The 26664-nt window shown below is 59.2% G+C and carries 33 protein-coding genes; 4 read left to right on the plus strand and 29 right to left on the minus strand.

Features of this window, described 5'->3' with window-relative positions:
- Positions 1-67: 67 nt before the first annotated feature.
- Complete coding sequence (locus GC127_RS20255; RefSeq protein WP_151979423.1) at positions 68-541, plus strand: DUF2059 domain-containing protein; 474 nt, start codon at positions 68-70, stop codon at positions 539-541.
- A 9-nt stretch (positions 542-550) separates the two neighbouring features.
- On the opposite strand, the gene fabZ is transcribed toward GC127_RS20255, so the two are convergent.
- From fabZ to GC127_RS20275, 5 genes are all read right to left on the minus strand, one after another.
- Complete coding sequence (gene fabZ / locus GC127_RS20260) at positions 551-1015, minus strand: 3-hydroxyacyl-ACP dehydratase FabZ (RefSeq protein WP_008280972.1); 465 nt, start codon at positions 1013-1015, stop codon at positions 551-553.
- Positions 1016-1089: 74 nt separating this feature from the next.
- Positions 1090-1695, minus strand: coding sequence for an OmpH family outer membrane protein (locus GC127_RS20265; RefSeq protein ID WP_151979424.1), 606 nt, complete (start codon positions 1693-1695; stop codon positions 1090-1092).
- Positions 1696-1697: 2 nt separating this feature from the next.
- Entirely contained in the window at positions 1698-4034 is a 2337-nt protein-coding gene (gene bamA, locus GC127_RS20270; RefSeq protein WP_008280974.1) for an outer membrane protein assembly factor BamA, read from the minus strand.
- A gap of 94 nt (positions 4035-4128) precedes the next feature.
- Positions 4129-4254 carry a hypothetical protein gene (locus tag GC127_RS23280; RefSeq protein ID WP_257788536.1) on the minus strand — a complete coding sequence of 42 codons (126 nt, stop codon included), beginning with the start codon at positions 4252-4254 and terminating at the stop codon, positions 4129-4131.
- A gap of 115 nt (positions 4255-4369) precedes the next feature.
- Positions 4370-5536, minus strand: coding sequence for a pyridoxal phosphate-dependent aminotransferase (locus GC127_RS20275; RefSeq protein ID WP_151979425.1), 1167 nt, complete (start codon positions 5534-5536; stop codon positions 4370-4372).
- Positions 5537-5598: 62 nt separating this feature from the next.
- Here GC127_RS20275 and GC127_RS20280 point away from each other — a divergent pair, with 62 nt between their 5' ends.
- Genes GC127_RS20280 through GC127_RS20290 form a run of 3 tightly spaced genes read left to right on the plus strand, consistent with a single transcriptional unit; the run spans position 5599 to position 8197 of the window.
- A complete protein-coding gene (locus GC127_RS20280) occupies positions 5599-6921 on the plus strand; it encodes a M48 family metalloprotease (protein WP_008280977.1) in 1323 nt (440 codons plus the stop codon).
- Positions 6918-7682 carry a DsbA family protein gene (locus GC127_RS20285; RefSeq protein WP_151979426.1) on the plus strand — a complete coding sequence of 255 codons (765 nt, stop codon included), beginning with the start codon at positions 6918-6920 and terminating at the stop codon, positions 7680-7682. The genes GC127_RS20280 and GC127_RS20285 overlap by 4 nt, the downstream gene beginning before the upstream one ends.
- A 2-nt stretch (positions 7683-7684) precedes the next feature.
- On the plus strand, positions 7685-8197 hold the full coding sequence (locus GC127_RS20290; protein WP_151979427.1) for a hypothetical protein: 513 nt from the start codon (positions 7685-7687) through the stop codon (positions 8195-8197).
- A 56-nt stretch (positions 8198-8253) separates the two neighbouring features.
- On the opposite strand, the gene nuoN is transcribed toward GC127_RS20290, so the two are convergent.
- The 24 genes from nuoN to GC127_RS20405 form a co-directional block, all read right to left on the minus strand.
- A complete protein-coding gene (nuoN, locus tag GC127_RS20295) occupies positions 8254-9687 on the minus strand; it encodes an NADH-quinone oxidoreductase subunit NuoN (RefSeq protein ID WP_008280980.1) in 1434 nt (477 codons plus the stop codon).
- A gap of 17 nt (positions 9688-9704) precedes the next feature.
- Positions 9705-11252 (minus strand): NADH-quinone oxidoreductase subunit M, encoded by a 1548-nt coding sequence (locus tag GC127_RS20300; RefSeq protein ID WP_037297629.1) that lies wholly within the window; start codon positions 11250-11252, stop codon positions 9705-9707.
- Positions 11252-13336, minus strand: coding sequence for an NADH-quinone oxidoreductase subunit L (nuoL, locus tag GC127_RS20305; protein ID WP_151979428.1), 2085 nt, complete (start codon positions 13334-13336; stop codon positions 11252-11254). The genes GC127_RS20300 and nuoL overlap by 1 nt, the downstream gene beginning before the upstream one ends.
- Before the next feature lie 4 nt (positions 13337-13340).
- Positions 13341-13646: an NADH-quinone oxidoreductase subunit NuoK gene (gene nuoK / locus GC127_RS20310; RefSeq protein WP_008280983.1), complete on the minus strand. Its 306-nt coding sequence runs from the start codon at positions 13644-13646 to the stop codon at positions 13341-13343.
- 4 nt (positions 13647-13650) lie between these two features.
- Positions 13651-13785 carry a hypothetical protein gene (locus tag GC127_RS23285; protein WP_008280984.1) on the minus strand — a complete coding sequence of 45 codons (135 nt, stop codon included), beginning with the start codon at positions 13783-13785 and terminating at the stop codon, positions 13651-13653.
- A complete protein-coding gene (locus GC127_RS20315) occupies positions 13785-14393 on the minus strand; it encodes an NADH-quinone oxidoreductase subunit J (RefSeq protein ID WP_008280985.1) in 609 nt (202 codons plus the stop codon). The genes GC127_RS23285 and GC127_RS20315 overlap by 1 nt, the downstream gene beginning before the upstream one ends.
- Entirely contained in the window at positions 14390-14803 is a 414-nt protein-coding gene (locus GC127_RS20320; RefSeq protein ID WP_008280986.1) for a carboxymuconolactone decarboxylase family protein, read from the minus strand. The genes GC127_RS20315 and GC127_RS20320 overlap by 4 nt, the downstream gene beginning before the upstream one ends.
- The gene (gene nuoI, locus GC127_RS20325; protein WP_008280987.1) at positions 14800-15294 is read right to left on the minus strand and encodes an NADH-quinone oxidoreductase subunit NuoI; all 495 of its coding nucleotides are present in this window, start codon (positions 15292-15294) and stop codon (positions 14800-14802) included. The genes GC127_RS20320 and nuoI overlap by 4 nt, the downstream gene beginning before the upstream one ends.
- 3 nt (positions 15295-15297) lie before the next feature.
- On the minus strand, positions 15298-16335 hold the full coding sequence (nuoH, locus tag GC127_RS20330; protein ID WP_008280988.1) for an NADH-quinone oxidoreductase subunit NuoH: 1038 nt from the start codon (positions 16333-16335) through the stop codon (positions 15298-15300).
- A 7-nt stretch (positions 16336-16342) separates the two neighbouring features.
- The gene (locus tag GC127_RS20335) at positions 16343-16726 is read right to left on the minus strand and encodes a hypothetical protein (protein WP_008280989.1); all 384 of its coding nucleotides are present in this window, start codon (positions 16724-16726) and stop codon (positions 16343-16345) included.
- 2 nt (positions 16727-16728) lie between these two features.
- On the minus strand, positions 16729-18717 hold the full coding sequence (gene nuoG, locus GC127_RS20340; protein ID WP_151979429.1) for an NADH-quinone oxidoreductase subunit NuoG: 1989 nt from the start codon (positions 18715-18717) through the stop codon (positions 16729-16731).
- Between the two features lie 6 nt (positions 18718-18723).
- Positions 18724-19134: a DUF5333 domain-containing protein gene (locus GC127_RS20345; RefSeq protein ID WP_254700211.1), complete on the minus strand. Its 411-nt coding sequence runs from the start codon at positions 19132-19134 to the stop codon at positions 18724-18726.
- Positions 19135-19258: 124 nt separating this feature from the next.
- Complete coding sequence (locus tag GC127_RS20350) at positions 19259-19612, minus strand: hypothetical protein (RefSeq protein WP_008280992.1); 354 nt, start codon at positions 19610-19612, stop codon at positions 19259-19261.
- Positions 19609-20904: an NADH-quinone oxidoreductase subunit NuoF gene (nuoF, locus tag GC127_RS20355; protein ID WP_008280993.1), complete on the minus strand. Its 1296-nt coding sequence runs from the start codon at positions 20902-20904 to the stop codon at positions 19609-19611. Before nuoF ends, GC127_RS20350 begins: the two co-directional genes overlap by 4 nt.
- A 4-nt stretch (positions 20905-20908) precedes the next feature.
- Entirely contained in the window at positions 20909-21148 is a 240-nt protein-coding gene (locus tag GC127_RS20360; protein ID WP_008280994.1) for a DUF5337 domain-containing protein, read from the minus strand.
- Entirely contained in the window at positions 21145-21828 is a 684-nt protein-coding gene (locus GC127_RS20365; protein WP_151979430.1) for an NADH:ubiquinone oxidoreductase, read from the minus strand. The genes GC127_RS20360 and GC127_RS20365 overlap by 4 nt, the downstream gene beginning before the upstream one ends.
- A gap of 35 nt (positions 21829-21863) precedes the next feature.
- A complete protein-coding gene (locus tag GC127_RS20370) occupies positions 21864-23054 on the minus strand; it encodes an NADH-quinone oxidoreductase subunit E (protein ID WP_151979431.1) in 1191 nt (396 codons plus the stop codon).
- Positions 23055-23056: 2 nt separating this feature from the next.
- The gene (locus GC127_RS20375; RefSeq protein ID WP_008280997.1) at positions 23057-23338 is read right to left on the minus strand and encodes a hypothetical protein; all 282 of its coding nucleotides are present in this window, start codon (positions 23336-23338) and stop codon (positions 23057-23059) included.
- Complete coding sequence (locus GC127_RS20380) at positions 23335-23568, minus strand: hypothetical protein (protein WP_151979432.1); 234 nt, start codon at positions 23566-23568, stop codon at positions 23335-23337. Before GC127_RS20380 ends, GC127_RS20375 begins: the two co-directional genes overlap by 4 nt.
- Positions 23565-23927, minus strand: a complete 363-nt coding sequence (locus GC127_RS20385) for a hypothetical protein (protein ID WP_008280999.1) — start codon at positions 23925-23927, stop codon at positions 23565-23567. The genes GC127_RS20380 and GC127_RS20385 overlap by 4 nt, the downstream gene beginning before the upstream one ends.
- Entirely contained in the window at positions 23927-25147 is a 1221-nt protein-coding gene (locus GC127_RS20390; RefSeq protein WP_008281000.1) for an NADH-quinone oxidoreductase subunit D, read from the minus strand. Before GC127_RS20390 ends, GC127_RS20385 begins: the two co-directional genes overlap by 1 nt.
- A complete protein-coding gene (locus tag GC127_RS20395; protein ID WP_008281001.1) occupies positions 25147-25749 on the minus strand; it encodes an NADH-quinone oxidoreductase subunit C in 603 nt (200 codons plus the stop codon). The genes GC127_RS20390 and GC127_RS20395 overlap by 1 nt, the downstream gene beginning before the upstream one ends.
- Positions 25746-26279, minus strand: coding sequence for an NADH-quinone oxidoreductase subunit B family protein (locus GC127_RS20400; RefSeq protein WP_008281002.1), 534 nt, complete (start codon positions 26277-26279; stop codon positions 25746-25748). Before GC127_RS20400 ends, GC127_RS20395 begins: the two co-directional genes overlap by 4 nt.
- Positions 26270-26635, minus strand: a complete 366-nt coding sequence (locus tag GC127_RS20405; RefSeq protein WP_037297635.1) for an NADH-quinone oxidoreductase subunit A — start codon at positions 26633-26635, stop codon at positions 26270-26272. The genes GC127_RS20400 and GC127_RS20405 overlap by 10 nt, the downstream gene beginning before the upstream one ends.
- Positions 26636-26664 lie beyond the last annotated feature (29 nt).

The raw sequence follows: 26664 nt of genomic DNA on the forward strand, positions 1-26664 counted from the left end.
GTCCGTTGACAGCCCGGCACAGAGCTGTTTGGTTACAACGATCTTTCACCCTCAGGAGTTGCTCCCCATGCGGATTTTGACCGGCGCTTTGGTTGCGCTTTGCCTTGCCATACCTGCGCATGCACAGGATGAGCGCGCCACCCGTGTCGCTATTGCCAAGGACTATATCGACGCCACCGTGACCGACGCGGACATCGCGGAATTTATTCGCCGCCTCTGGCAGCCTATGATCCAGCAAATGGCGGCCAACGGTCAGAGACTGTCAGAAGAGCAGCTTGCCGAGATCGACAAACTTTTTCTCGATCACCTGACACAGCCCCTGACCGATGTGATGCGCAAGCAAGATGAGGTCATGGCCGACCTCATGACATTAGAGGAGTTGACCGCCCTGCGTGATTTCTACACCTCCGAGCACGGCGGCGCAGTCATGCGCAAGATGCCGCAATTGGCACAAATTCAGCAGCCGATGATTTCAGCCACGCTTCAAGACGCAATGCCAGATATCATGCCCAAGATCGAAGCGATCACCACGCCTCAATAACTCTGCGCTTCAGGCTTTGGGCAGGTCCATCATAGCAGTGAACTCGGCCTCTGCGGCGAGTTCACCCTCAACCTCTGCAATCCCCGAGAATTTCCAGACCTTGCCCCCCGGCTTGCCCCGCGTCGTGTGCAGCTTCATTTCAAGCACATCGCCCGGCACCACCATGCGGCGAAACTTGGCGCTGTCGATGGCCATGAAATAGACCAGCATATTGCGATCCTGCATCTCAAGCGCGGTGCCCACCATTACGGCAGCCGTCTGCGCCATGGCCTCGATGATGGTGACGCCGGGCATGATCGGCTTGCCGGGAAAATGCCCTTGGAAATGCGGCTCGTTCATGGTCACGTTCTTGATCCCACGCGCCGATTGATAACCGTCAATGTCGACCACCTTATCCACCAGCAAGAACGGATAACGATGCGGGATGATCCGCTGAATCAGATGAATATCTGCGGATTTGAGGGACTCAGTCATGGGTTGTCCTTTCACGTGCCGTGCCCCGCGTGCGTAGCAATCCGCAGGACTATGGGCAAGATGACTTGCGTTACCTAATCGTTCGTCGGGTCGGGTTGGCTTGGCGTCTGATCGCTGGGCACCGCCGCGTCTGGAGCCAGCGGCCCAACACCGATCTGTTCATTGATCCGCAGCACTGCCAAGTCCGTGACATCTGCTGCGCCGCTGTGCAACAACACCGCGCGCGCATCAATCATCACCATTGCATTGGCCTCGGTCAGCAGGTCCGACAGCACCGGCTGCACGACCCGCATGAACTGAATCGGGATCAATTCGCGCCGCCGTTCCAACTCCCGAGAGCGCCGCTCGCTCTCAAGACGCAGCTCTTCGACCCTTTGGTCAAATGCATCGGCCATGTCCCGGAACGCATTGGGTGCCGTGGTCGCGCGCAGCGCGGTCAGCCTCTGCTCTTCCGCTTCCAGCTCCTGCGCGATCGTTTCATTATACGCGATCAGCCGGTCCCGCTCGGCCTGAATGTCTTGTTGCAAACGCTTGCCATATTCGGACTCGAGCAGCATGCGCTCGGGGTCGATCACCAAAACATCGCTCTGGATGACGCCGATCTGCTGCGCATAGAGAGGAAAGGCCGCGCCAAGAGTGACCCCAAGGCACAGGCCCAACCGGGCAAGCGCCGCACGCATGATCAGAATTCCGTGCGAACGGTCAGATCAAAGGTCTGCTCGATATCGCCCGGTTCCTTTTCGAGGGCCTTGGAAAAATTCATCCGGATCGGACCAAAGGGCGACGACCAGAACAAGGAAACACCAATCACGTGGCGCGCCTTGAACCCTGTCGACGACAGTGTATTGCCCGGCGCAACCGATCCCCGGTTTCCAATACCCCAGATCGAGCCGATATCGTAAAAGGCACCGCCCGTGATGCCATATTCATCCGGCAGACCAAGTGGGAACTCTGCTTCAAACTTGAGGGCTGCGAAAAAATCACCGCCCAAAAGCTCGTTGCCTTCGATCGGCCCCATGCCGTTCGGCTCAAACCCGCGAATGACCTGAGACCCAAAACGATTGAGGAACCGGCTATCCCTGCTTCCAGAGAAGTTGAGCGCGCCCCCTTCAAGGATTGCGCGAAGCGTCACATCCTCGTTCAAGACCGTGGTCTGTCCCACAAGCCGCGCCGTGGTTTTGATGAAATCGTTATCCCCACCAAGTCCAGCGAATTCCTGGCCAAAGGACAAAAGCACACCGGCATTCGGGTTTAGTCCACCGGCCCGCGTGTCAAAGCTGAAATTATAGCCCACGGAACTGGTCCATAGCCCGCCTTGCGCGATCTCGTTCTGAAGAATGCCGGACGTGCCCTGATAGTCGGTCATATCCTCGTAGCTGGTATTGTAATAGACATTCAGGCGTGTGTTCTCGCCAGTCGGAAACGTCAGACTGGGCCGGAACGTCCCGATTGCCGTATCAAAAAGACTGTTGTCGCTTTCGGTTTCCCGGAAAGAGAAATCGAGACCAAGCGCCACGTCCCGTCCAAGAAAGGCCGGTTCAACAAACCCCAAGTTGTAGTTAATGTTGTCAGCCGTCGCGAGAATCTGAGCCGTCAGTTGCTGACCGCGCCCGATGAAATTGCGCTCGGAAAAGCCAAGCGAAACGCCAAGACCCGAGTTTGTCGAGAAACTCGCCCCGACCGAAACGGTGCCGGTTGTGGTTTCCTCGACATCTGTTTCGATCACAACCTGATCGGGGCGTGATCCCTCGCGGGCGTTCACGTCGACGTCCTCGAAATAGCCCAAAGCCCGGATACGGTCCGCAGCCTGTTGGATCGAGCGCGGGTTAAAGGGATCACCCTCGGCCTGATCGAATTGGCGCCGGATCACGCGGTCAAGCGTGGTGGTGTTGCCTTCAATGTCGATCCGCTCGACAAATACGCGCGGACCGCGTTGGATCACAAATTCAACATCCAGCGTCAAATCCCGGTCGTTGCGCGTGATCCGTGGCTCGACGCGCATGAAATCGACACCATTCTTGAGCGCCAAACGCTCCATCCGGGCGATGGAGCTTTCGACCAGCGTCGGTGAATAGACCACTCCGGGTTTGATCTTGAGTGTGTCGCCATAGATTTCGGCCTCGACACCGTTAATTTCGCTAACGGTGGTGATTTCCCCAAACCGGAACTGTTGGCCTTCTTGAATGTTGAAGGTAACGAAATAGGCATCCCGCTCGCGCGCAAGCTCGGCATTGGTGCCGGTGACGCGAAAATCGACAAACCCGCGCGAATTGTAGAAATCGCTCAGAACCTGCCGATCAAAATTAACGCGGTCCTCGACGAATGTGTCCCGTTCGATCAGGGCGCGCAGAAGGCCTGTCTGCTTGCTTTCAACCACACGACGCAGGCGCGTATCGGAAAAGGCCTTGTTGCCAACAAAACCGATGCGCTGAACCTCGATCTTGCGCCCTTCAAAGATTTCAAACACCAGATCGACGCGATTGTCGCTCCGGCGGATCACTTTGGGTGTCACCCGCGCAGCGATGCGGCCGTTCTGGCTATAGGCCTCAGAGATAACGCCAGCGTCCCGCTCGGCCTGTGTCGGGCTGAACACCTGACGCGATTTGCTCTGGATGAACCCGGCAAGGTCTTCATCCTTGATCTTGTCGTTGCCCTCAAAGGCGATCTGGTTGATCGTCGGAAACTCGACCACGCGGATCAAAAGATTGCTGCCCTGCGGCACCAGCTCCACATCTTCAAAAAGACCCGATCCAAGGATTTTTTGGTAAGCGTCGTTCAACTGCCCCGCCGAGACCGTCTCGTTGCGCGCAATGCCCGCATAGGACAGAATCGTTCCGGTTTCGATCCGTTGGTTTCCTTCAATCGCCACAGAAGAAAAGCGATAGGATTGCGCATCGGCCCGCTGGCCCGTTCCAAGCAGAAAAACAACAAAGAAGAGCGCGAAGATGCCACCTGCGCCTATCCGCGCCGCAAGAAAAAGGTTGCGGCCCTTTGGCCGATCCACGTCGCGATTATTCATTGCTCAAACCCAGTCAGACATCCCATTGAGGATGTCAGTAACCCGTCTGTCTGGCCTTGTCAAAATGCGAGTGCGGGCCGCGCAACCTCAGGGCTCATAGGGTGCCGATATAGGCCGCCGCCAAGAGTGCCGCCCCAAGGGTCGCCACATAGAGCAGGAAATCCGCGTTCACATGCAAAAGCACGCGTGCCCCGCGATAGCCATTTCTGATCTGTTGCATGTCATGCCCCGGTATCGAAAGTTTCAGAGTCGGCACGAAAGTGACACAGCCGTTCGGCAACAACATGCCCAGAATGTGGCAAATTTCTGACAAGCGGCCCTTACAAGGTCCGCCCTTAGATATCTTGCGCCCTTGCCATGCCCCGGCTGACCATGAACTGTCGAAGCCGCGTCAAACCTTCCTCGATATCCGCCGTGGCACGGGCATAGGAAAACCGCAGCGTTTCCGCCCCGCGCAAGGGATCAAAATCAAGCCCCGGCGTGACCGCAACCCCCGCGTGTTCCAGAATCTCGGCAGCAAAGGCACGGCTGTCTTGGGTCAGGTGGCTGACATCGGCATAGACGTAAAACGCGCCATCGGGCGGCGCGATACGGTCAAACCCTGCCTTGGGCAGCCCCTCCAGCATCAGCGCGCGGTTGCGCCGGTAAACGGCCATATTGGCCTCCAACTCCTCAGAACAGTCCATCGCCGCAAGGGCCGCCACCTGACTGACATGGGGCGGACAGATAAAGAGGTTCTGCGCCAGCCGTTCGATGACGCGCACATGATCTTCGGGCACCACCATCCAGCCAATCCGCCAGCCCGTCATCGAAAAATACTTTGAGAAAGAATTGATCACATAACAATCGTCAGTGATTTCCAGCGCTGAGACCGCACGACGCTCATACTCGATGCCGTGATAAATCTCGTCACTTATAAATGCCGCGCCCTGCCCCTCTGCCGCCGCAATCAACCCGCCAAGCGCCGCGCGATCCAGCATCGTACCCGAAGGATTCGCCGGGCTGGCAACCAAGAGCCCCTGCAAATCCTGTCCATGCAAATCGCTCGGCACCGGCTGCAGGCGGTTTTCCGCCGCCGTCTCGATATCCACCGGCACAAGATCAAGCGCGCGCAGGATCTGGCGATAGCTGGGATAGCCCGGCGCGCCGATCCCAACACGGTCGCCCGCGTCAAAAAGCGCTGTAAAGGCCAGAATGAAGGCCCCGGACGAACCGGGCGTAATCACCACACGTTCTGGGTTCAAATCGAGATTATACCAATCGCCATAAAGCTGCGCGATCCGTGCCCGAAGCGCTGGCAGGCCAAGCGCCACGGTATAGCCCATGGGCTCTGTCGCCATGGTTCGGGCCAACGCCGCGCGCGCACCCTCTGGCGCGGATGTGCCGGGTTGCCCCACTTCCATGTGGATAATGTCACGTCCCGCAGCTTCGGCGCGGCGGGCGGCCTCCATCACATCCATCACGATGAAGGGATCAATTTGGCTCCGGGTTGAGTTCCGCATTGGTTTTCTCCTAGACTGACCCCACATGTGACCCGTCTCACTGGAAAAGGCCGCCAAGGTCAATGCTGCTTCTCCGTCTTGCCCTTCTCTCGCTTCTCCTGTCGCTGGCGCTGCCGGCGCGTGCCGTCACGCTCTTGCGCGACCCAGACATCGAACAGGCTTTGCGCGCGCTGGCCGCGCCAGTGCTTCAGGCGGCGGGGCTTAGCCCCGCGCGGGTGGATATCCTCGTGATTGACGATTCGAGCATGAATGCGTTTGTCATTGATGCTGACAGCATCTTTATCCATTCCGGCTTGATCCTTCGGATGGATACACCGGCCATGCTGCAATCTGTGATCGCGCATGAGGCCGCGCATATCGCCAATGGCCACCTGATGCGCCGCCCGATCAATGCCCGCAACGCCCGCACAGCAGCAGCGCTCGGAACGGCCCTTGCGGCGGTTGCTGGGGCCGCGGCGGGCAGCGGAGAGTTTGCAGTAGGGGCCGCTGCCGGGCTTCAGGGCGCGGCACTACGCAGCTTCTTTTCCCACACCCGCGCCGAAGAAAACGCCGCTGATGCCAGCGGCATGCGCTTTCTCATGGCCGCAGGAATTGACCTGCGCGGGGCGGTCCAGGTGATGGAGCTCTTTAACGGGCAAGAGGCGCTCTCGGTGAACCGACAGGATGCCTATGCCCGCACCCACCCCTTGTCGCGCGACCGGTTCCGCCGGATCACCCAATTGGCCGAAGCACAGGGCCGCACCGTCGCCCCCGATCCCGAGGCGACCTATTGGTTCGCCCGGGCCAAAAGCAAACTTTCCGCCTTTCAACGCTCTCCCAAATGGACCCTGACCCGCGCCGGGGAATTTGGCTATCCTGACATCAAGCTGATGCGCCAGGCCATCGCCTATCACCGGCAGGCAGATTTGCGCCGCGCGCTGGCCGCGATTGACGGGGCTGTGGCCCTGCGGCCCAACGATCCCTATTTGCACGAATTGCGCGGTCAGATCCTCATGGAAAGCCGCCAGATCAAGCCCGCCGTTGCCGCCTATGCCCGCGCGGCCAACCTTGCCCCCAACAATGCGCTTATCCTTGGCTCTTATGGGCGCGCCCTCTTGGCCGACAATCAGACGCAAAAAGCCGTGCAATTCCTCGAAACCGCACGAAGCCGCGATGGCCGTGATATCCGCATCCTTCGTGATCTGGCGCAGGCCAACGCCAAGCTGGGCAACAATGGCATGGCCTCAGTGCTGACCGCTGAACGATATGCCATCGCAGGGCGGCTCAAAGATGCTAAGATACACGCCGAACGCGCCTCCAACCTCTTGCCCCGTGGTTCCGCCGCATGGCAAAGAGCACAGGATGTACTGTTCGCTGCAGAAGCCGAAGAAAAACGGAGAAAATGATCCTGATGCCACGTATGATCCTATCCGCCGCCAGCCTTGGCCTCTGCTTTGCCTTCGCACAGCCTGCCGCAGCTCTCGACCTTGAGAGCCTAAGCGACGCAGACCGCACGCTTTTGCGCGCTGAAATTCGCGACTACCTGCTGGCAAACCCCGAAGTGATCATGGAAGCAGTCGCCGTGCTGGAACAGCGCGAGGCCAAAGGTCAGGCCGAGGCCGATAGCGATCTGGTCAAGGTCAATGCCGAGGCGCTGTTCAATGATCCCAACTCTTGGGTCGGCGGCAATCTGGACGGCGATCTGACCCTTGTGGAATTCATGGACTATCGCTGCAGCTATTGCCGCCGCGCCCATGAAGACGTGAAGGGTCTGTTGGCCGCTGATGGCAACATCCGCTTTATCATCAAGGAATTCCCGATCTTGGGTGAAGAATCGGTTATGGCCTCGCGCTTTGCCATTGCCACGCGTCAGGTCGCAGGTGATGAGGCCTATGCATCTGTGCATGACGCCCTGATGGCATATTCGGGCAGCATGAGCGAAACGGGCTTTACCCGTCTGGCCGATTCACTCGGTCTTGATGCTCCGGCGATCATCGCCGAAATGAACAGTGACGCGGTGACCCAAGTGATCGCCGCCAATCACGCCCTTGGCCAGCGGATGCAGATCAGCGGCACGCCCTCTTTCGTGATGGGCGATCAGATGCTGCGTGGGTATCTGCCACAGGACGCCATGCAGCGCATTGCCGATGAGATTCGCGCGCAATAACCATGCTGCGACGTTCCCTTTGGGCGGCCCTTGTTCTTGGGGCCGCTGGACCTGCATGGGCGCAGGACCTTCCGGATCAGTCGCGCCCCCTCTTGGGCGCAGCGATCCGTGACGTCTTGATCGAAACACCCTCGCTGCTTGCCCCTTTACGAGAGCCCATTCCGCTGACGGCCGCCGATCTTTATGGCGACGAGTCCGCGCGCGATCTGAACCTGCTCAAACGCGCTGCCCCGCGCCTCTTTGCACCCGGACTGCCCGGTTTCGGCCCCAAGGGTGCCACCGCCGCACTTGCGTTCTTTACGCAGGCGGATTGCGCCGATTGCGCCAGCGCCGAGGCCGAGTTGCGAGCGCTTTCAGACCGGCTTGGCCTGCGCATCAACACGTTCGATATGGCCAACGACACGGCCCTTGCCACCGAACTCGGTCTTGATATGGCACCCTCTTATGTCCTGCCGGATATGCTGCTGCGCGGGGCCATGCCCGCTATCGTGCTAGAAAAATACCTCACCCCATAAACAGGAAAGGCGCGCCACCGGGGCGCGCCTTCTGTCTCTTGCAAGGCAGATACAGCTTAGTTGACCAGCGTCGCTGCCGCTGCCTGTGCCATGGCCTCAATCCCGAACATATTGACGATACCAAGCAGCATCACCGCCGCTGATCCCATCAGGAACAGCCATTGCACCGCCGAACGGCCGGTTTGCAGCCCCGCGCCCTCTTCGCCAAAATACATGTAGAACACGATCCGCAGATAGTAAAAGGCACCAATCACCGAGGCGATAACACCTGCAATCGCCAACCACGCCAACCCGCCCTCATAGGCGGCGCGCAGCACGTAGAGCTTGCCGAAAAAACCCAAGAGCGGTGGCACACCGGCAAGGCTGAACAACAGGATCAGCATGGCAAGCGCCCGGCCCGGCTCTGCACGCGAATACATGGCAAGGCTGCGAATATCCGTCACCGGCTGCCCATCCCGCTCCATCGAAAGGATAAAGGCAAAGGTGCCGACATTCATCGTGACATAAATCGCCATATAGATCAGCATCGCCTGCACGCCAAAGACCGTGCCTGCCGCCAGACCCATCAGCGCATAGCCCATATGTGCAATCGACGAATAGGCCATCAGACGCTTGATATCGGTCTGGCCAATCGCCGCAAAGGCCCCAAGGAACATCGACAGCAGTGCCAGAAGCGCCAGCACCTGCTGCCAATCCGCGACCACACCGCCGAACGCATCATGGACCACACGGGCAAATAGCCCCATTGCCGCCATCTTGGGGGCGGTGGCGAAGAATGCGGTAATGGGTGTCGGCGCGCCCTCATAGACATCCGGGGTCCACATATGGAACGGAACCGCCGAAATCTTGAACGCAAGACCCGAGATGACGAACACCAGACCTATCAAAAGGCCCACGGGCGCCTGACCTTCAGCCGCCGCAATGATCCCGGAAAACAGCGTCGTGCCCGCATAGCCATAGGTCAGCGACGCGCCATAGAGCAAGAGACCCGACGACAACGCGCCCAAAACGAAATACTTAAGGCCCGCTTCGGTTGATTTGGCGCTGTCCCGACGCAGCGACGCCACGACATAAAGCGACAGGGATTGCAATTCGAGGCCCATATAAAGCGCCATAAGATCGCCCGCGCTGACCATGACCATCATGCCAACCACAGCAAGCGCCACCAAGAGCGGATACTCAAACCGCAGGATACCGCGCCGCTGCATGTAATCCTGCCCCAGCACCAGCACCGCCGCTGCCGACAACAGGATCGTAACCTTGGCAAAGCGCGCAAAGCCATCGTCGTTGAACATTCCGCCAAAGGCCGTACGAGTGCCCTCGCCCGACGCACCGATCCAGATCGCCAACAAGGCAAACAGCCCCGCCGTCACCCAGACCAACATGCCCGCCATGCGGTCTTGCCCGGTATAGGCCACGCCCAACAGCGCCAAGATCGCATAGACCGAGAGCACGATCTCGGGCAGGATTATGGTTAGATCAGCCTGCATGTCTCAGGGCCTCCGGTTCAATGCGAGGTTTCGGCAAGTTGCGTCGTGGTCTGCGCCATCGCCTGTGCCGTCTCAACGTTGGAAATCAGCGCCTCAACCGAGGGGCCGGTGATATCGGTCACAAGCCGGGGATAGACCCCAAGCAACAGCGTCATCACCACCAGCGGCGCAAAAATTGCCCGCTCGCGTTTGGTCATATCGGTGATCGTGCGCAGGCTCTCCTTGATCAGGTCGCCCATCACCACCCGGCGATAAAGCCAGAGCGCATAGGCCGCCGACAGGATCACACCCGATGTGGCCACCGCCGCAACCCAAGTATTGACCTGAAACACACCCACAAGCGTCAAGAATTCACCCACAAAGCCAGAGGTGCCCGGCAGGCCCACATTCGCCATGGTGAAGAACATGAAGATCAGCGCATACGCCGGCATCCGGTTCACCAGACCGCCATAGGCGTCAATCTCGCGCGTGTGCATCCGGTCATAAATCACGCCGACGCAAAGAAAGAGCGCGCCCGAGATAAAGCCGTGGCTCAGCATCTGGAAAATCGCCCCATCCACGCCCTGCTGATTGGCCGCGAAAATCCCCATAGTCACGTAACCCATATGCGCCACCGACGAATAGGCGATCAGCTTTTTCATATCGGACTGCGCCAGCGCCACCAGCGAGGTATAGACAATGGCAATGGCACTCATCCACAGCACCAGTGGCGTCAGAACCTCCGACCCGATCGGGAACATCGGTAGGCTAAAGCGCAAGAACCCATAGCCGCCCATCTTCAAGAGGATGGCCGCCAGCACAACCGACCCGGCTGTCGGCGCCTGCACGTGGGCATCCGGCAACCAGGTATGCACCGGCCACATCGGCATCTTGACCGCAAAGCTGGCAAAGAACGCCAGGAACATCAGCGTCTGCATCCCGCCAATCACCTGAACTCCGAGGATCGAGAATGTCTCGCTCTCGAATTCATGCTTGAGCAAGGCCGCGATATCCGTGGTGCCCGCATCCGAGAACATCGCCACCATCGCCACCAACATCAGCACAGAGCCAAGGAAGGTGTAGAGGAAGAACTTGAACGAGGCGTAAATCCGTTCCTTGCCGCCCCAGATCCCGATGATCAGGAACATCGGGATCAGCCCCGCCTCAAAGAAGAGGTAAAAGAGCACCAGATCCAGCGCCATGAACACGCCCAGCATGAGCGTTTCCAAAAGCAAGAAGGCGATCATGTATTCCTTGACGCGCGTGGTCACACCCCAGGACGCCGCGATAGTCAGAGGCATCATGAAGGTTGTCAGCATCACGAACAGAACACTGATCCCGTCCACGCCCATTTTGTATTTCAGGCCCAAAAGCCACTCGCGCTCTTCAACGAACTGAAACCCGGTATTGGAGGCGTCGAAATCAAACAGGATAAACAGCGACACGACAAATGTCAGCGTGGTGGCAATCAACGCCACCCATTTGGCATTGCGCTGTGCCGCCTCATCCGAACCACGCAGGAACACCGCAAGAATGGCCGCCGCGACCGCCGGGATGAAGGTCACAATGGAAAGCAGGTTGTCCATCAGTTGGCTCCCCCGAAGATCGTCATCCACGTCACCAGAACCGCGATCCCGATCACCATGGCAAAGGCATAGGTAAAGATGTAGCCGGATTGCGCCCGACCGGCGAGGCGGGTGAACCATGGGATGATCCCCATTGCCACGCCATTGATCGACCCGTCGATCACATCGCCATCGCCGCGCTTCCACAACAGATGGCCAAGCGCCTTAGAGGGCCGCACGAAGAGAAAATCAAAGATCTCGTCGAAATACCACTTGTTGAGCAGAAAGAGGTAGAGCGGGCGATTTGTCTCGGCGACACGGCGTGGCATCGCCGGATCCCAGATATAGAACCAAACTGCCATCAGGAACCCGGTCAGCATCGCAACAAAGGGGCTGACCTTGACCCATTTCGGGGCATGGTGCGCGTCATCCATCACGGTATTGTCGGGATGCATGAAGATGGCCCCCTGTGGTGCCTCACCCTGACCTATGGCCGGGGCATGCGCCTCTGCCGTTTCGTCCGCGTGATCCGCAGCACCCTCTGTGCCATGCCCCTCAGACGCCTCAGCATGATGCGCCGGGATGCCAAAGAACTTGTTCACACTCTCATGGCTGCCAAAGAAACTGTTAAACCAGATCATCCCGGCAAAGACCGCGCCAAGCGCCAGCACCCCGAGGGGCACCAGCATGACCATCGGGCTTTCATGGGCGTGCTCATGTGTGTGCTTGTCGCCCCGCGCCTCGCCAAAGAACGTCAGGAACATCAGACGCCAGCTATAGAATGACGTGAACAGCGCCGCGATCACCAGCATCCAGAACGCATAGCCGCCGTCCGTGCCCGCCCACGCGCTCTCGATCACCGCATCCTTGCTGAGGAACCCGGCAAAGCCGATATGTGTCAGGGGAATACCCACGCCGGTAATGGCCAGCGTGCCGATCATCATCGCCCAGAACGTATAGGGCAACTTCTTGCGCAGACCGCCATAGTTGCGCATGTCCTGTTCGTGATGCATCCCGTGGATCACGGACCCCGCCCCAAGGAACAGCATCGCCTTGAAGAACGCATGCGTGAAAAGGTGGAACATCGCCACCGAATAGACGCCCAGACCAGCCGCCACAAACATATATCCAAGCTGAGAGCAGGTCGAATACGCAATCACGCGCTTGATGTCATTCTGCACCAGACCCACGGTTGCCGCGAAAAACGCGGTGGTGGCCCCAAGGAAGACGACAAAGGTCATCGCTTCCGGCGCGTATTCCATCAGCGGCGACATGCGGCACACAAGGAACACCCCCGCCGTCACCATTGTCGCCGCGTGAATAAGGGCCGACACCGGGGTCGGGCCTTCCATCGCGTCCGGCAACCAGGTGTGCAGGAACAGCTGCGCCGATTTACCCATTGCACCGATGAACAGCAACACGGCAATCAGATTGGCCGCATTCCACTCTGTCCACAGGAACGTCAATTGCGTCTCTGCCAGCATGGGCGCTGCGGCAAAGATATCATCGAACTTGATCGAGTCCGTCAGAAAGTAAATCGCCATGATCCCAAGGGCAAAGCCGAAATCACCTACCCGGTTGACCACAAACGCCTTGATCGCCGCGGCATTGGCGCTCGGCTTGCGAAAGTAAAAGCCGATGAGCAGGTAAGAGGCAACGCCCACACCCTCCCAGCCAAAGAACATCTGAAGCAGGTTGTCCGACGTGACCAGCATCAGCATCGCGAATGTAAAGAACGACAGATACGCAAAAAAGCGGGGCCGATAGCTCTCGTTCTCGCGGAAATTCTCGTCATGCGCCATGTAGCCCATGGAGTACAGATGCACGAGCGCCGAGACGGTGGTAATCACGATCAACATGATCGCGGTCAGCCGGTCCATCCGAATGGCCCAAGCCGTATCCAGCGTGCCCGATTGCACCCAATCAAGCAGATGTACCTGATGCATGACCCCGTCATGCCCCAGAAACACGATCCAGCTCAGGATACAGGACAGAAACAGCAGGCCCGTCGTCAGCCATTGTGCGCCCTTGTCACCCAGGATGCGCCAGCCAAAACCCGCAAGGAGCGCGCCCACGAGAGGCGCGAAGAGGAGAATGGTTTCCATGGCTTCAGCCTTTCATCACATTGGCATCTTCGACAGCAATCGTGCCGCGATTGCGGAAGAAACAAACGAGGATCGCAAGGCCAATCGCGGCCTCTGCGGCGGCAACGGTCAACACGAAAAGCGTGAACACCTGCCCCACCATATCGCCCAGATGCGACGAAAACGCCACAAGGTTGATATTCACCGAAAGCAGCATAAGTTCGATAGACATCAACAGGATGATGACATTCTTGCGGTTCAGGAAAAGGCCAAAGATACCGATGACGAACAGCGCTGCCGCCACCGTCAGATAATGTTCAAGTCCGATCATCGTTTCACCCTCTGACCCTCAATCTTCTTCTTTTCATGATGCGCAGGATGAAAAATCCCAGCACCATCTTTACACTCCAGATCGCGGCCAACCCCGCCAGCCCGAGGGCTGACACCGCGTGATGCAGCAGATCCGCCATTACAGCCCCTGCCCCGGTTTCACATCCCGCAGTTCCATGGCTTTGGCCGGATCACGGTACATCTGCGCCAGCACATCCTGCCGTTTGACATCCGTGCGATGCCGCAGCGTAAGCACAATCGCCCCGATCATCGCCACCAACAGGATCAGACCCGAAAGCTGGAACAGGATGAAATAGGTATCATAGAGCAAGAGGCCCAAAGCGGCGGTATTCTCAACCCCTTCGGGTGTCACCGCGCGGCGCGCCGCCTCGGCCCCATCCGCCATTTCCCAATTGCCGAACGCCAGCCCGAATTGCATGAGCAGGATCACCCCGATCAGCAGTGCCAAGGGCATGTATTTCGCCATTTCCGCCTTCAACTCGGCGAAATCGACGTCAAGCATCATCACCACGAACAAGAACAGCACCGCGACCGCGCCCACGTAGACGATAATGAGCAGCATCGCCACGAACTCTGCCCCCAAAAGCACGAAAAGCCCCGCAGCGCTGATGAACGACAGGATCAGCCAGAGCACCGAATGCACCGGGTTGCGGCTGATCACGGTCATCAACCCGCCGGTCAGCAGCGACACCGCAAAGAGATAAAAGGCCATGGCCGCAAACGTCATTTGTCTTTTCCTTCTTTATCGCCCTGGTCCATGACCTCGCGGGCGAAATCCATGGCGCGCGTCATCGAGGGGATGCCGGCGAACATCGCCATCTGCGCAATGGTCTCGGCAATCTCGTCACGGGTTGCCCCGGCCTCCAGCGCATGGCGCACGGTCATGCGGATTTGCGTGTCACTCTGCGCCCCCAGCATCGTCAGCCCGGCAAGGGTCAAGAGCAGGCGCGTCTTGGCATCCAGCCCCTCCTTGTTCAACCCCTTGCCAAAGCTCATTTCCATGAAATCCTTGGGCATGGTTGGCCACAGCGTTTCGAACCCTTTGGGCGAAAAGGATTCAAGCGCCGGATTGAGCGCCTTGGCCATTTCCTGAGCCTGACGCATCATCATCTCGAAGGGGTTGCTGGGATCGCTCATCGGTAGGGTGCATCCATCTCTAGGTTGCGGGCAATCTCGGCCTCCCAACGGTCGCCGTTCGCCAAGAGCCGCGCCTTGTCATAGAACAACTCTTCGCGGGTCTCGGTGGCAAACTCGAAATTCGGCCCTTCGACGATAGCATCAACCGGGCAGGCCTCTTGGCAGAAGCCGCAATAGATGCATTTCGTCATGTCGATGTCATAGCGCGTGGTCCGGCGGCTGCCGTCGTCGCGCGGCTCTGCATCAATGGTGATGGCCTGTGCGGGGCAAATGGCCTCGCACAGCTTGCACGCGATACAGCGCTCTTCCCCATTGGGATAGCGGCGCAACGCATGCTCTCCGCGAAAGCGCGGCGACAGCGGCCCCTTTTCATGCGGATAGTTGAGCGTGGCCTTGGGCGCGAAGAAGTATTTCAGCCCCAGCTTGAACCCTTTGAAGAAGTCGGAGAGCAGGAAATACCCCGCCGCACGGCCGTAATCTATCTTGGTCATGGATCAGCCTCCAATCGCCCAGCGGGCCCAAAAACCGCCCAGCACTTCGAATTTCGCAAGAAACGCCACGATCACCACCCAGCCCAAGGACATGGGCAGGAACACTTTCCAACCGATCCGCATAAGCTGATCGTAGCGGTAGCGCGGCGTGATCGCCTTGACCATGGCGAAGAGGAAGAAGAAAAACGCCATCTTGCCAATCATCCACAGCACGCCATCCGGCAGGCCCGGAATGGGCGACAGCCAGCCGCCGAAAAACAGCAGGCTCATCAACGCGCACATCAGGAAAATCGCGATATATTCCCCCGCCATGAACAAAAGGAACGGCGTCGAGGAATATTCCACCTGATAGCCAGCCACCAACTCGGATTCCGCCTCAGGCAGGTCGAACGGCGGGCGGTTGGTCTCGGCCAATGCGCTGATAAAGAACAGGAACACCATCGGCAAATGCGGCAGCCAATACCAGCCAAAGAACCCATAGGCCGTATCCTGCGCGCCCACGATGGCACTGAAGTTGAGCGATCCGGTCGAAATGATCACACCAATGATGATCAAGCCCAGCGACACCTCATAGGAAATCATCTGCGCAGCAGAGCGCAAAGAGCCGAGGAATGGGTATTTGGAGTTTGACGCCCAGCCCCCCATGATCACGCCATAAACCTCAAGCGAGGACACCGCGAAAACAAAGAGCACCGCCACGTTGATATCCGACAGCACCCAGCCTTCGTTCATCGGAATAACGGCCCAAGCCAACACCGCCAGAACGAAACTCGTCATAGGGGCCAGCATGAACACGGCCTTGTCAGCCCCCGCCGGAACCACGACCTCTTTGACCACGTATTTCAGCGCATCCGCCACCGTCTGCAACAGGCCCCAGGTGCCCACGACGTTCGGACCCCGGCGCATCTGCACGGCGGCCCAGATCTTGCGGTCGCCATAGACAAGGAACAAGAGCGAGACCATGACAAAGCCCACCACCGCAAGGCATTGTGCCAGGATGATCACGAAGGTTCCCAGCGGGGTTGTAAAGAATTCAGCCATCAGGTCCTCACACCATCGGTATTCCGTTTTCCGCACAATTGGCGGCGACGACTTCGGCGTCGATTGTCAGTAGTCCTCGGGGCAGCGCCGCCGAGATCGTATAAACCGCATCGCCCTGCCAGATGCCAGCCTCTTCCGAGACGCTTGTGCGCAGGTGGCGCGCAAAGCCGTAACCCCGGATCAACGCATATTGCGCAGCGGCGCATTCGGCATAGCGTTCCACGTCCAGTGGATCGCGAGCGCCACGCATGGACACGTGGAAATTCACCAGATCCCCATCCAAGAGCCGCGTCTCGATCCCCTGATAGTCAGGCGCAAAGGGCACAGGGGATGCACTCTCTGCGCAGCCCGCCAGCCCAAGCGCCACAGGCGATATGAGGGCCATGACCATCCTCACTCTGCCGCCATCGGTTGCGTGCCACGCGCCTTGGCATTGGCACTCAATTCCGCCATCAGCTCGCTCGCGCGGGCAATCGGGTTGGTCAGATAGAAATCCGCAATCGCGAGTCGGAAATCAGCCTTGCCAAGCGCGGCTGTTTCCAGAGGTTGCCAGTCATTCGCGGGCACCTGATCCACCTTCTTGAGATGTGGCACCGCCTTGACCAGCGCCTGACGCAACTGCGCGATGCTGTCATAGGGCAGAACCGCGCCCAATTCGCCACTCAGCGCCCGAAGAATGGCCCAGTTTTCCTTGGCGTCACCGGGGGCAAAACCGGCGCGCAACGCCAATTGCGGGCGACCTTCGGTATTGACGAACAGCCCCTGCTCCTCGGTATAGGCAGCGCCCGGCAGGATCACATCGGCGCGATGCGCGCCGCGATCACCATGGCTGCCCTGATAGATCACCAACGGCCCCGCCGCGATATCAACCTCATCCGCCCCAAGGTTATAGATCACATCGGCCCCGTCGATTGCGGCCTCTAGCCCACCCTCGGTCACAGCGCCCACATCCATCGCACCAACACGCCCGGCCGCAGTATGCAGCACCAGCATCCGGCCAGACAGCGCCATAGCCGCAGCCAGCACCGCCGCGCCATCGGCCTCGCGCAGCGCGCCCATGCCGACGATGACAATCGTATCCTCAGGCACGCTCAGCCCGCCAAGCGCGGCACGATCCGTGCCCGCATGGGTGTAGTCATAGGTAAGATCAACCTTGGGGCCAACCAGCGTGATATTGGCCCCCTTGATCCACGCCTTGCGCAAACGCGCATTCAGCACCGGCGCTTCAACCCGAGGATCGGTGCCAATCAGCACCACATTCTTGGCCGTATCAAGATCCTCGATACGGACATTCCCAACATAGCCGCTGCGATTGCCTGCGGGCAGACGGGCAGTGTCCGTGCGGCATTCCACATGGCCACTCTGCCCCTCGATCAACGCCTTGAGCGCAAAGGCCGCCTCGACCGGCACAAGATCGCCCACCAAACCGGCCAATTTCTTGGCCCCCTTGATGGCACCTGCCACCTTGGCCAAGGCCTCAGCCCATGTGGCCACCCGCAGCTTGCCATTCTCCCGGATATAGGGCCGGTCCAGGCGCTGACGCCGCAACCCGTCCCAGACAAACCGTGTCTTGTCGGAAATCCATTCCTCGTTCACGCCGTCATGATTGCGCGGCAGGATGCGCATCACCTCGCGCCCCTTGCAATCAACGCGGATATTGCTGCCAAGCGCGTCCATCACGTCGATGGTCTCGGTCTTGGTCAATTCCCACGGGCGCGCGGTAAAGGCATAAGGCTTGCTTACAAGCGCCCCCACCGGACACAGGTCGATGATATTGCCCTGCAAATTGCTATCGAGCGTTTGACCCAGATAGCTGGTGATCTCGGCATCTTCACCGCGCCCGGTCTGGCCCATCTGCATAATGCCGGCCACCTCAGAGGTGAAACGCACACAGCGCGTGCAAGAGATGCAGCGCGTCATATGGGTCTCGACCAGCGGGCCAAGATCAAGATCCTCGCTCGCCCGCTTGGGCTCGCGGTAGCGGCTGAAATCAACGCCATAGGCCATGGCCTGATCCTGCAAGTCGCACTCGCCGCCCTGATCGCAGATCGGGCAATCCAGCGGGTGGTTGATCAGCAGAAACTCCATCACCCCCTCGCGGGCCTTCTTGACCATGGGGCTGTTGGTCTTGACTACCGGCGGCGTGCCATCCGGGCCGGGCCGCAGATCCTTGACCTGCATGGCACAGCTTGCGGCCGGTTTCGGCGGCCCGCCCACGACCTCGACCAGACACATCCGGCAATTCCCAGCAATCGACAGACGCTCGTGATAGCAAAAACGCGGCACTTCGACCCCGGCCTGTTCACAAGCCTGAATGAGGGTCATTGCGCCCTCGACCTCGATCTCTTGATCGTCGATGATGATCTTGCGTAGGTCAGCCATGGTATCTCACTTTGCTTTCAGAAACTTGCCGATCGGGCTCTGTTTCGCGATTTCTGCTCGGCCAAGGTCGCACAGACTCGGGCCGTCATTGGGCATCGCCCCCATCGACCGGATATAGTCGTCACTGCGCCCGCGTATCTTTCTCTTCTCGGCTTTGTCCGAGATATAGGCGTCAATCTCGGCCTCGGTGTAGCCGCGCGACTGCGCCTCGGCTTTGAGCGCGCGCATATAAGAAATCGCGGTCATAACCCGTGGCGAGATGTCACCACAGCGTTTGCGGATTTCATCGGCGACCGCCATGTAAAACAGGCCCTGATTGATATCGGCCTCTTGCGCCAGCGATCCGGCACGCACAGCGGCCACGCCGCTCGAAACACCCAGACCAAGGCTTAGGACAAAAGACAGGATCATACGCATCAGATCATTCCTTTCATATCAGTGCAGGCGCAGGCCATCACGGCACGCCCATCTGCATCGCAGATGGGTCCGATGCCGCCTGCTATGCAATAGCAAGCGTGGCAAACCCCTGATATGAAACGGTTTATGACCATATGATACAGCGTCCCCTCACCGATACCGTATCCCCGGAACGCGCATAGACAGGCCCTTCTGCACCCGCAGGAACGCCAACCCATTCAATCTCGGACGTGCCGAAATTATCCAGACAATAGCGCGTCGCCTCATAAAGCGCCGCTTGCTGTGCGCCTTCGACCCCACGACCGGCCCGCCGCACAAAGGCGGTGAAATTGCGTCGGTCTTCCTTTTCGGCCCGCGCCTTGCCGGGGTAATAGTTGCCGTTGAACAGCACACGCTCTTCGCGCTGGGCACAGCCGACAAGCATAGCCAACGCGATCACAAACAGCCCGCCCCGGCGGTATTTCTGCAGCACGCTCATTCCGCCGCCACTGCGCTGACGCGACCGGTACGTTTGGCCTTGATCCGGTCTTCGATCTCGTCGCGGAAGTTGCGGATAAGGCCCTGAATGGGCCACGCCGCCGCATCGCCTAGCGCGCAGATTGTGTGGCCCTCAACCTGCTTGGTCACGTCAAGCAGCATGTCGATTTCCTCGACCTCCGCCTCGCCCCGAACCAGTCGATCCATAACCCGCATCATCCAGCCGGTGCCCTCCCGGCAGGGCGTGCACTGTCCACAGCTTTCATGCTTGTAGAATTTCGAGAGCCGCCAGATCGCCTTGATCATGTCGGTTGATTTATCCATCACGATCACCGCTGCGGTGCCAAGGCCCGACCGCTGCTCGCGCAGGTAATCAAAATCCATGATCGCCTCGCGCATGAATTCGCCGCGAATACAGGGCACAGACGACCCGCCGGGAATAACAGCCTTGAGGTTGTCCCAACCGCCGCGAATGCCGCCGCAATGTTTCTCGATCAATTCCTCGAACGTGATCGACATGGCCTCTTCAACCACGCAGGGGTTATTCACATGTCCCGAAATCGCAAAAAGCTTGGTGCCTGAATTGTTGGGTCGGCCAAAGCCTGAAAACCACTCTGGCCCGCGCCGCAAAATGGTGGGCACCACCGCAATCGATTCCACATTGTTCACCGTCGTCGGACAGCCATAAAGACCAGCCCCTGCCGGGAACGGCGGCTTCATCCGGGGCATGCCCTTCTTGCCCTCAAGGCTTTCAAGCAGGGCCGTTTCCTCGCCACAGATATAGGCGCCCGCGCCATGATGCAGGTAGATGTCGAAATCCCAGCCGGATTTGCAGGCGTTCTTGCCCACCAGACCGGCGGCATAAGCCTCGTCAATCGCGGTCTGGAGCGCCTCTTTCTCGCGGATATATTCGCCGCGAATATAGATATAGCAGGCATGCGCATTCATCGCGAAGGACGCGATCAAACAGCCTTCGATCAGCGTATGGGGATCATGGCGCATGATCTCGCGGTCTTTGCAGGTGCCAGGCTCGGATTCATCCGCATTCACCACCAGATAGGATGGCCGCCCGTCGCTTTCCTTGGGCATGAACGACCATTTCAGGCCCGTGGGAAAGCCCGCGCCGCCGCGCCCGCGCAGCCCGCTGGCCTTCATCTGGTTCACGATCCAATCACGCCCGTTCTGCAATATCTTGGCCGTGCCATCCCAATGCCCACGCGCCAAGGCCCCCTTGAGGCTGCGATCGTGCATCCCGTAGAGATTGGTAAAGATACGGTCCTGGTCCTTGAGCATTCCGCTACCCCTGATTATCCCGGCGCAAGCGCCAGATTTGATAAGTCACCACCAACGCCCAGATAAAGGCGGCGATGGCGGCCAGATCGAACAGAAAGACGAACCGGATCGGCCATCCCATCTGCGCGCCCAGCCATTGCGCCGCCATCCAGATCAGCATGGTCGCCGCAATCACCACACCCACGGTGCGGCCCTTGCGTGCCATTTGCCTGTCTCTGTCTTGCCCGCGCATCGCTTGCATCATTCCTCGTAAACGCCGCCATGTGCGACGCGATTGGAAAACTCTGTCTCGCCTCCTGCGGCGAGAATCTTGGCCTGTTCGACCCAATTGTCCCGGCTGACCCGGCCCTTGAACCCTTTAAGGTTCTGATCGACCCACGCAACCTCTGCTGCCGACCAGCCCGCGATCTGGTCAAAGTGATAAAAGCCCAGTTCGTGACACAGCACTTCAAGTTTGGGCCCTACGCCCTTGATCTGCTTGAGATCATCCGCCGTACCATCACGCGGGGCCGCAAGCGCCGCAGGCTTCGTGCCCTCTGCCTCTGTCTCTGCCTCTGCTTCCACCTCAACCGGTGCCGCCGCCACACTCACAGACGCCGATTGCGCCGGAGAGGCCACCGGAGAGGCGGCAGGTGTTGGGGCCTCCTCCTCGACATCCGGCGCCTTGTAGCCGGTAATCCCCGTCATATCCCGCAACGTCGCCTCGACATCCCGCACCTCGATCCCGCGATCCCCAGCGTTATAGCCGGTGCAGACCAGACCGGTGATGACCAGACCAAAGAACACCGCAAAGGCCAGCCCCAACAAAAGCGCGGCAAAGAACCCAACCGCTCCGGATGTGGACCAGATCACCAGAACCCCAGACAAGAGCGCGAGGCCCCAGCTTATGATCTGGCAAGTGCTCAGTTTCGACGTATCAGACATGACAGTTACCCCCTGTTGTGTTCAGCCAGGCGTATTCAGTAGACGCCACCTTTCTTGGCCCGGGCAGAGAACTCCGTCTCCTTGCCGTCAGCCAACAATCTTGCCTGCTCAACCCAGTTGTCCCGGCTGACCCGCCCCTTGAAACCCTCAAGGTTCTGATCGACCCAACTGATCTCTTCCTCCGTCCATTTTGCGATCTGGTCAAAGTGGTAAAAACCCATGCTGTGCAAAAGCTGCTCCAGCTTGGGACCGACACCTTTGATCATCTTCAGATTATCCGCGCCACTCTTGCGGGGTGCGCTCAGCACTTTGGGCTTTTTGCCCGGCGTGGGCTCGGCCCCGGCCTTCACGGGCTTTGCCGCCGGTTCAACCGCTGGCTTCGCCGTCGGTGTGGCCTGTGCCTCGGCCTTTGTGGCTCCGGTTGCATCCGCAGGCGTGGCAGGGGAAACCTTGGTCACAATGGCCACAGGCTCTGCATTCTGCTTGACGGCTGATGGCGCGGGCTTGTGCATCGCGCCCTTGTCACGCCAGGGTGTCAACAGCGGCACCTCAGTCCCATCAATCCGCTTGACCGTATCGCCAATATCAACCGCCGCTTGCACGCTGGCATTATACTGTGCGCGGCCACTGTCAAAATCCTTGAGGCTGGTCAGCCCCGATTTCGGCTCGGCGGCATAGCGGCCATTCTGCGGCCCCGGCACAGGCACCTTGCCTGCCGCCAATTCGTCGATAATCTCGGCAAAGCGCGCGGCGGTCAGATCCTCGTAATAATCCTTGCCGATCTGGGCCATAGGCGCATTGGCACAGGCCCCAAGGCATTCCACCTCTTCCCAGGAAAACTTGCCATCCGCCGACAGATCAAACGCCTTGGCCGCGATCTTGTCTTTGCATACGGCAATCAGATCCTCGGCACCGCAGATCATACAGGTGGTGGTGCCGCAAATCTGGAAATGTGCCACGCTGCCCACAGGCTGCAACTGGAACATGAAATAGAACGTCGCCACCTCAAGGGCGCGGATGTAATCCATCGCCAGCATGTCAGCCACATGCTCGATTGCCGGACGGCTCAGCCAGCCCTCCTGCTCCTGCGCGCGCCACAAAAGCGGGATGATCGCGCTGGCCTGACGACCCTCGGGATATTTGCTGATCTGCCCTTCGGCCCAGGCCTGATTGGCGGGGCTAAAGGCAAAACTCTCGGGCTGTTGATGATAGAGACGACGTAGCATTCTCAGGCACAGGCTCCTGTAGTCAGTTTCACGCCCCCATCAGGCAGCCGAACGGCTCCGCCCGAGGACAGTTTATAGGCGGTGATGTCAAGCAGTTGCTGCCGCTCCAACCCGGTCTGGATTTCAGCAGCCAGATAGTCTGGCTCGGTCACAAGGCGGCACCCCAAGGATTTTGCGGCCGCATCATAACGGGCAATACCCTCTGCGCCCACACCCTCTGGCGGCAGGGCACATCCGGCCAGAACTCCAAACGCGGCCAGTGCCGCAAGACGCACCATGATCATAGGGCACACACCTCTTGTGAAAGCGAGGCGGAGGTATCGTAGGTGTTCGTCACCACCTCCCCCTCTTGGAAAATCCTGCCGATGACCAGATGCAGCCCCGTGTCGGCCAACCCGGCCTCTGGTACCCTCTTGCTGGGCTGAGAGGGCGATAGGTGACCGGCGCGCGCGCCACGCGCACCCGCGAAATCAGCGACCGGCGCGCAAACCGTCAGCGTATCAAAACCGCTCATGACCCCTGCCCAATCGCCAAAACCGTTACACCGAACACGATCAAAGCTGCGATTCCCGCGCCGATGTGTTTGCTCACCGCCTGCCCCGCACGGGCGTAGATCCAGGAATCATGAAACGCCATATAGGCGAACGCCGCGAAAAGAAGCGCGATCACCTTTAAATCCCCGTAGACAGTCGCCCCGACCGCCAGCACCAGCATTGCCACATAGCGATTGGCCATCACCTGCGGCAGTTGCTCGGCGCGATGGCTTGTTGCCACCATGCCTGCCACCGGGTCGCGCAGGAACAGGGCCGCCAACGCCCCCGTCACCAGCACTCCCGCGCCCGAAAGCGCTATGGCAAGGCTCGCCCAGCTCATTACCGGTCGATCTCCCCAAAGACGACGTCCATCGTCCCGATGATCGCCGCCACATCGGCCAGTTGATGCCCTTTGGCGACATGGTCCATCGCCTGCAAATGCAAGAAGCCCGGCGCGCGCAGCTTGGCGCGGTAGGGGCGGTTGGTGCCATCCGCGACCAGATACACGCCAAACTCACCCTTGGGGGCCTCGACAGCGGCATAAACCTCGCCCTCAGGCACGCGGAAGCCTTCGGTATAGAGCTTGAAGTGGTGAATAAGCGCTTCCATCGAGCGCTTCATCTCAGCGCGCGCAGGCGGGGTGATCTTGCCCCGCGCCAGAATATCGCCCTGCCCCTCGGGCGCGCGCAATTTGGCAATCGCCTGATGGATGATCCGCAGGGATTGGCGCATTTCTTCCATCCGGCACAGATAGCGATCATAGCAGTCGCCATTCTTGCCCACCGGAATGAGGAAATCGAACTCGTCATAGCACTCATAGGGCTGCGCGCGGCGCAAATCCCACGCCATGCCAGACCCGCGCACCATCACACCGCTAAAGCCCCAATCAAGCGCCTCTTGCTGGCTGATAATGCCAATATCAGCATTGCGTTGCTTGAAGATGCGGTTTTCGGTCAAAAGCCCGTCGATATCATCCAGCACTCGGGGGAATTCATTGGCCCAGGTCTCGATATCGTCGATCAACGCCGGCGGCAGATCCTGATGCACACCACCGGGGCGGAAATAGGCCGCGTGCAAACGCGCGCCGCAGGCCCGCTCATAGAACACCATCAGCTTTTCGCGCTCTTCAAAGCCCCAGAGCGGCGGCGTCAGCGCGCCCACGTCCATCGCCTGCGTGGTGACGTTCAACAGGTGATTAAGAACCCGCCCAATCTCGCAATACAGCACCCGAATAAGGCTCGCCCGGCGCGGCACCTCGACCCCGGTCAGCTTTTCGATGGCCAGACACCAGGCATGTTCCTGATTCATCGGCGCCACATAATCCAGCCGGTCAAAATAAGGCAGGTTTTGCAGATAGGTGCGGCTCTCCATCAGCTTCTCGGTGCCGCGATGCAGCAGGCCGATATGCGGATCACAGCGCTCCACCAACTCGCCGTCCAGCTCCAACACCAGACGCAAAACGCCATGTGCTGCAGGGTGTTGCGGGCCAAAGTTGATGTTGAAATTGCGGATCTTCTGCTCGCCGGTCAGGGCGTCATCGAAACCTTTGCTGCCGTCCATCACTTCGCCCCCTTCTCATCACCGGGCAGGATGTATTCGGCACCCTCCCACGGGCTCATGAAATCGAACTGCCGGTATTCCTGCACCAGGCTCACAGGCTCATAAACCACGCGCTTTTGCACCTCGTCATAGCGCACTTCGGTATAGCCCGTGGTCGGGAAATCCTTGCGCAGCGGATGCCCGCGAAACCCGTAATCGGTCAGGATACGCCGCAAATCCGGGTGGCCAGAAAAGAGGATCCCAAACATATCAAACACTTCGCGCTCGAACCAGTTGGCCGCCGGATAGGCCTCGGTGATCGAGGGTACCATATCTTCATCACGCACAGCCACGCGCAGACGGATGCGGTGGTTCTGATACATGCTGAGGAAATGATAGACGACATCGAACCGCTTGGCCCGGTCGGGGTAATCCACCGCCGTAATATCCACCAGCGTGGAAAAGGCACAGTTCTGGTCGGTTTTCAGAAACTCCGCCAACCCATCAATATGGTTCAGCGCCACATCCACCGTCAATTCGCCAAAGGCGACATCCCAGCCCAGCACACAATCGCCGCGCTTATGCTCGATATAGCCGCCAAGTTCCTTGAGTGTTGCGCTCATCTGACAATTGTCCCCGTGCGGCGAATCTTGCGTTGCAATTGCAGGATACCGTAAACCAGCGCCTCGGCGGTCGGCGGGCAACCCGGCACATAGATATCAACCGGCACGATGCGGTCGCAGCCGCGCACAACGCTATAGCTGTAGTGGTAATAGCCGCCGCCATTGGCACAGGAACCCATCGAGATCACATACCGCGGCTCGGGCATCTGGTCATAGACCTTGCGCAGCGCCGGGGCCATCTTGTTGGTCAGCGTTCCCGCCACGATCATCACATCCGATTGACGTGGGCTGGCGCGCGGCGCAAAGCCAAAGCGCTCAACGTCATAGCGGGGCATGGCGGTGTGCATCATCTCGACCGCGCAGCAGGCCAGACCAAAGGTCATCCAGTGCAACGACCCGGTGCGCGCCCAATTGATGATATCCTCGGTCGAGGTCAGCAAAAACCCTTTGTCCTGCAACTCGGCATTCAGCGCTTGCGTTGCAACCTCGCGATCCGGCCCTGCGGTATGGGCACCCGTCATCACTGCCATTCCATCGCTCCTTTGCGCCATTCATAGGCAAACCCGGCGGTCAGCACGGCCAGAAATACCATCATCGACCAGAACGCCGTCATGCTCAGATCCTGAAACGCGACAGCCCATGGAAACAGCAGCGCAATTTCGAGGTCGAAAATGATGAACAGGATCGACACGAGGTAGAATCGCACGTCGAACTTCATCCGCGCATCGTCAAAGGCGTTAAAGCCGCATTCATACGCGCTGACCTTTTCGGGATCGGGGTTGCGCACGGCCAGAACAACGGCGGCGAGGATCAGAACAAGGCCCAATCCAATGGCAACGGCCAGGAAAACGAGGATGGGAAGGTATTCCCTCAGCATCTCTTCCACGAGGTGGCTCCTTTCATGCGCATGGATCG

The organism is Roseovarius sp. EC-HK134 (genome assembly GCF_902498815.1).
Taxonomy (GTDB): domain Bacteria; phylum Pseudomonadota; class Alphaproteobacteria; order Rhodobacterales; family Rhodobacteraceae; genus Roseovarius; species Roseovarius mucosus_A.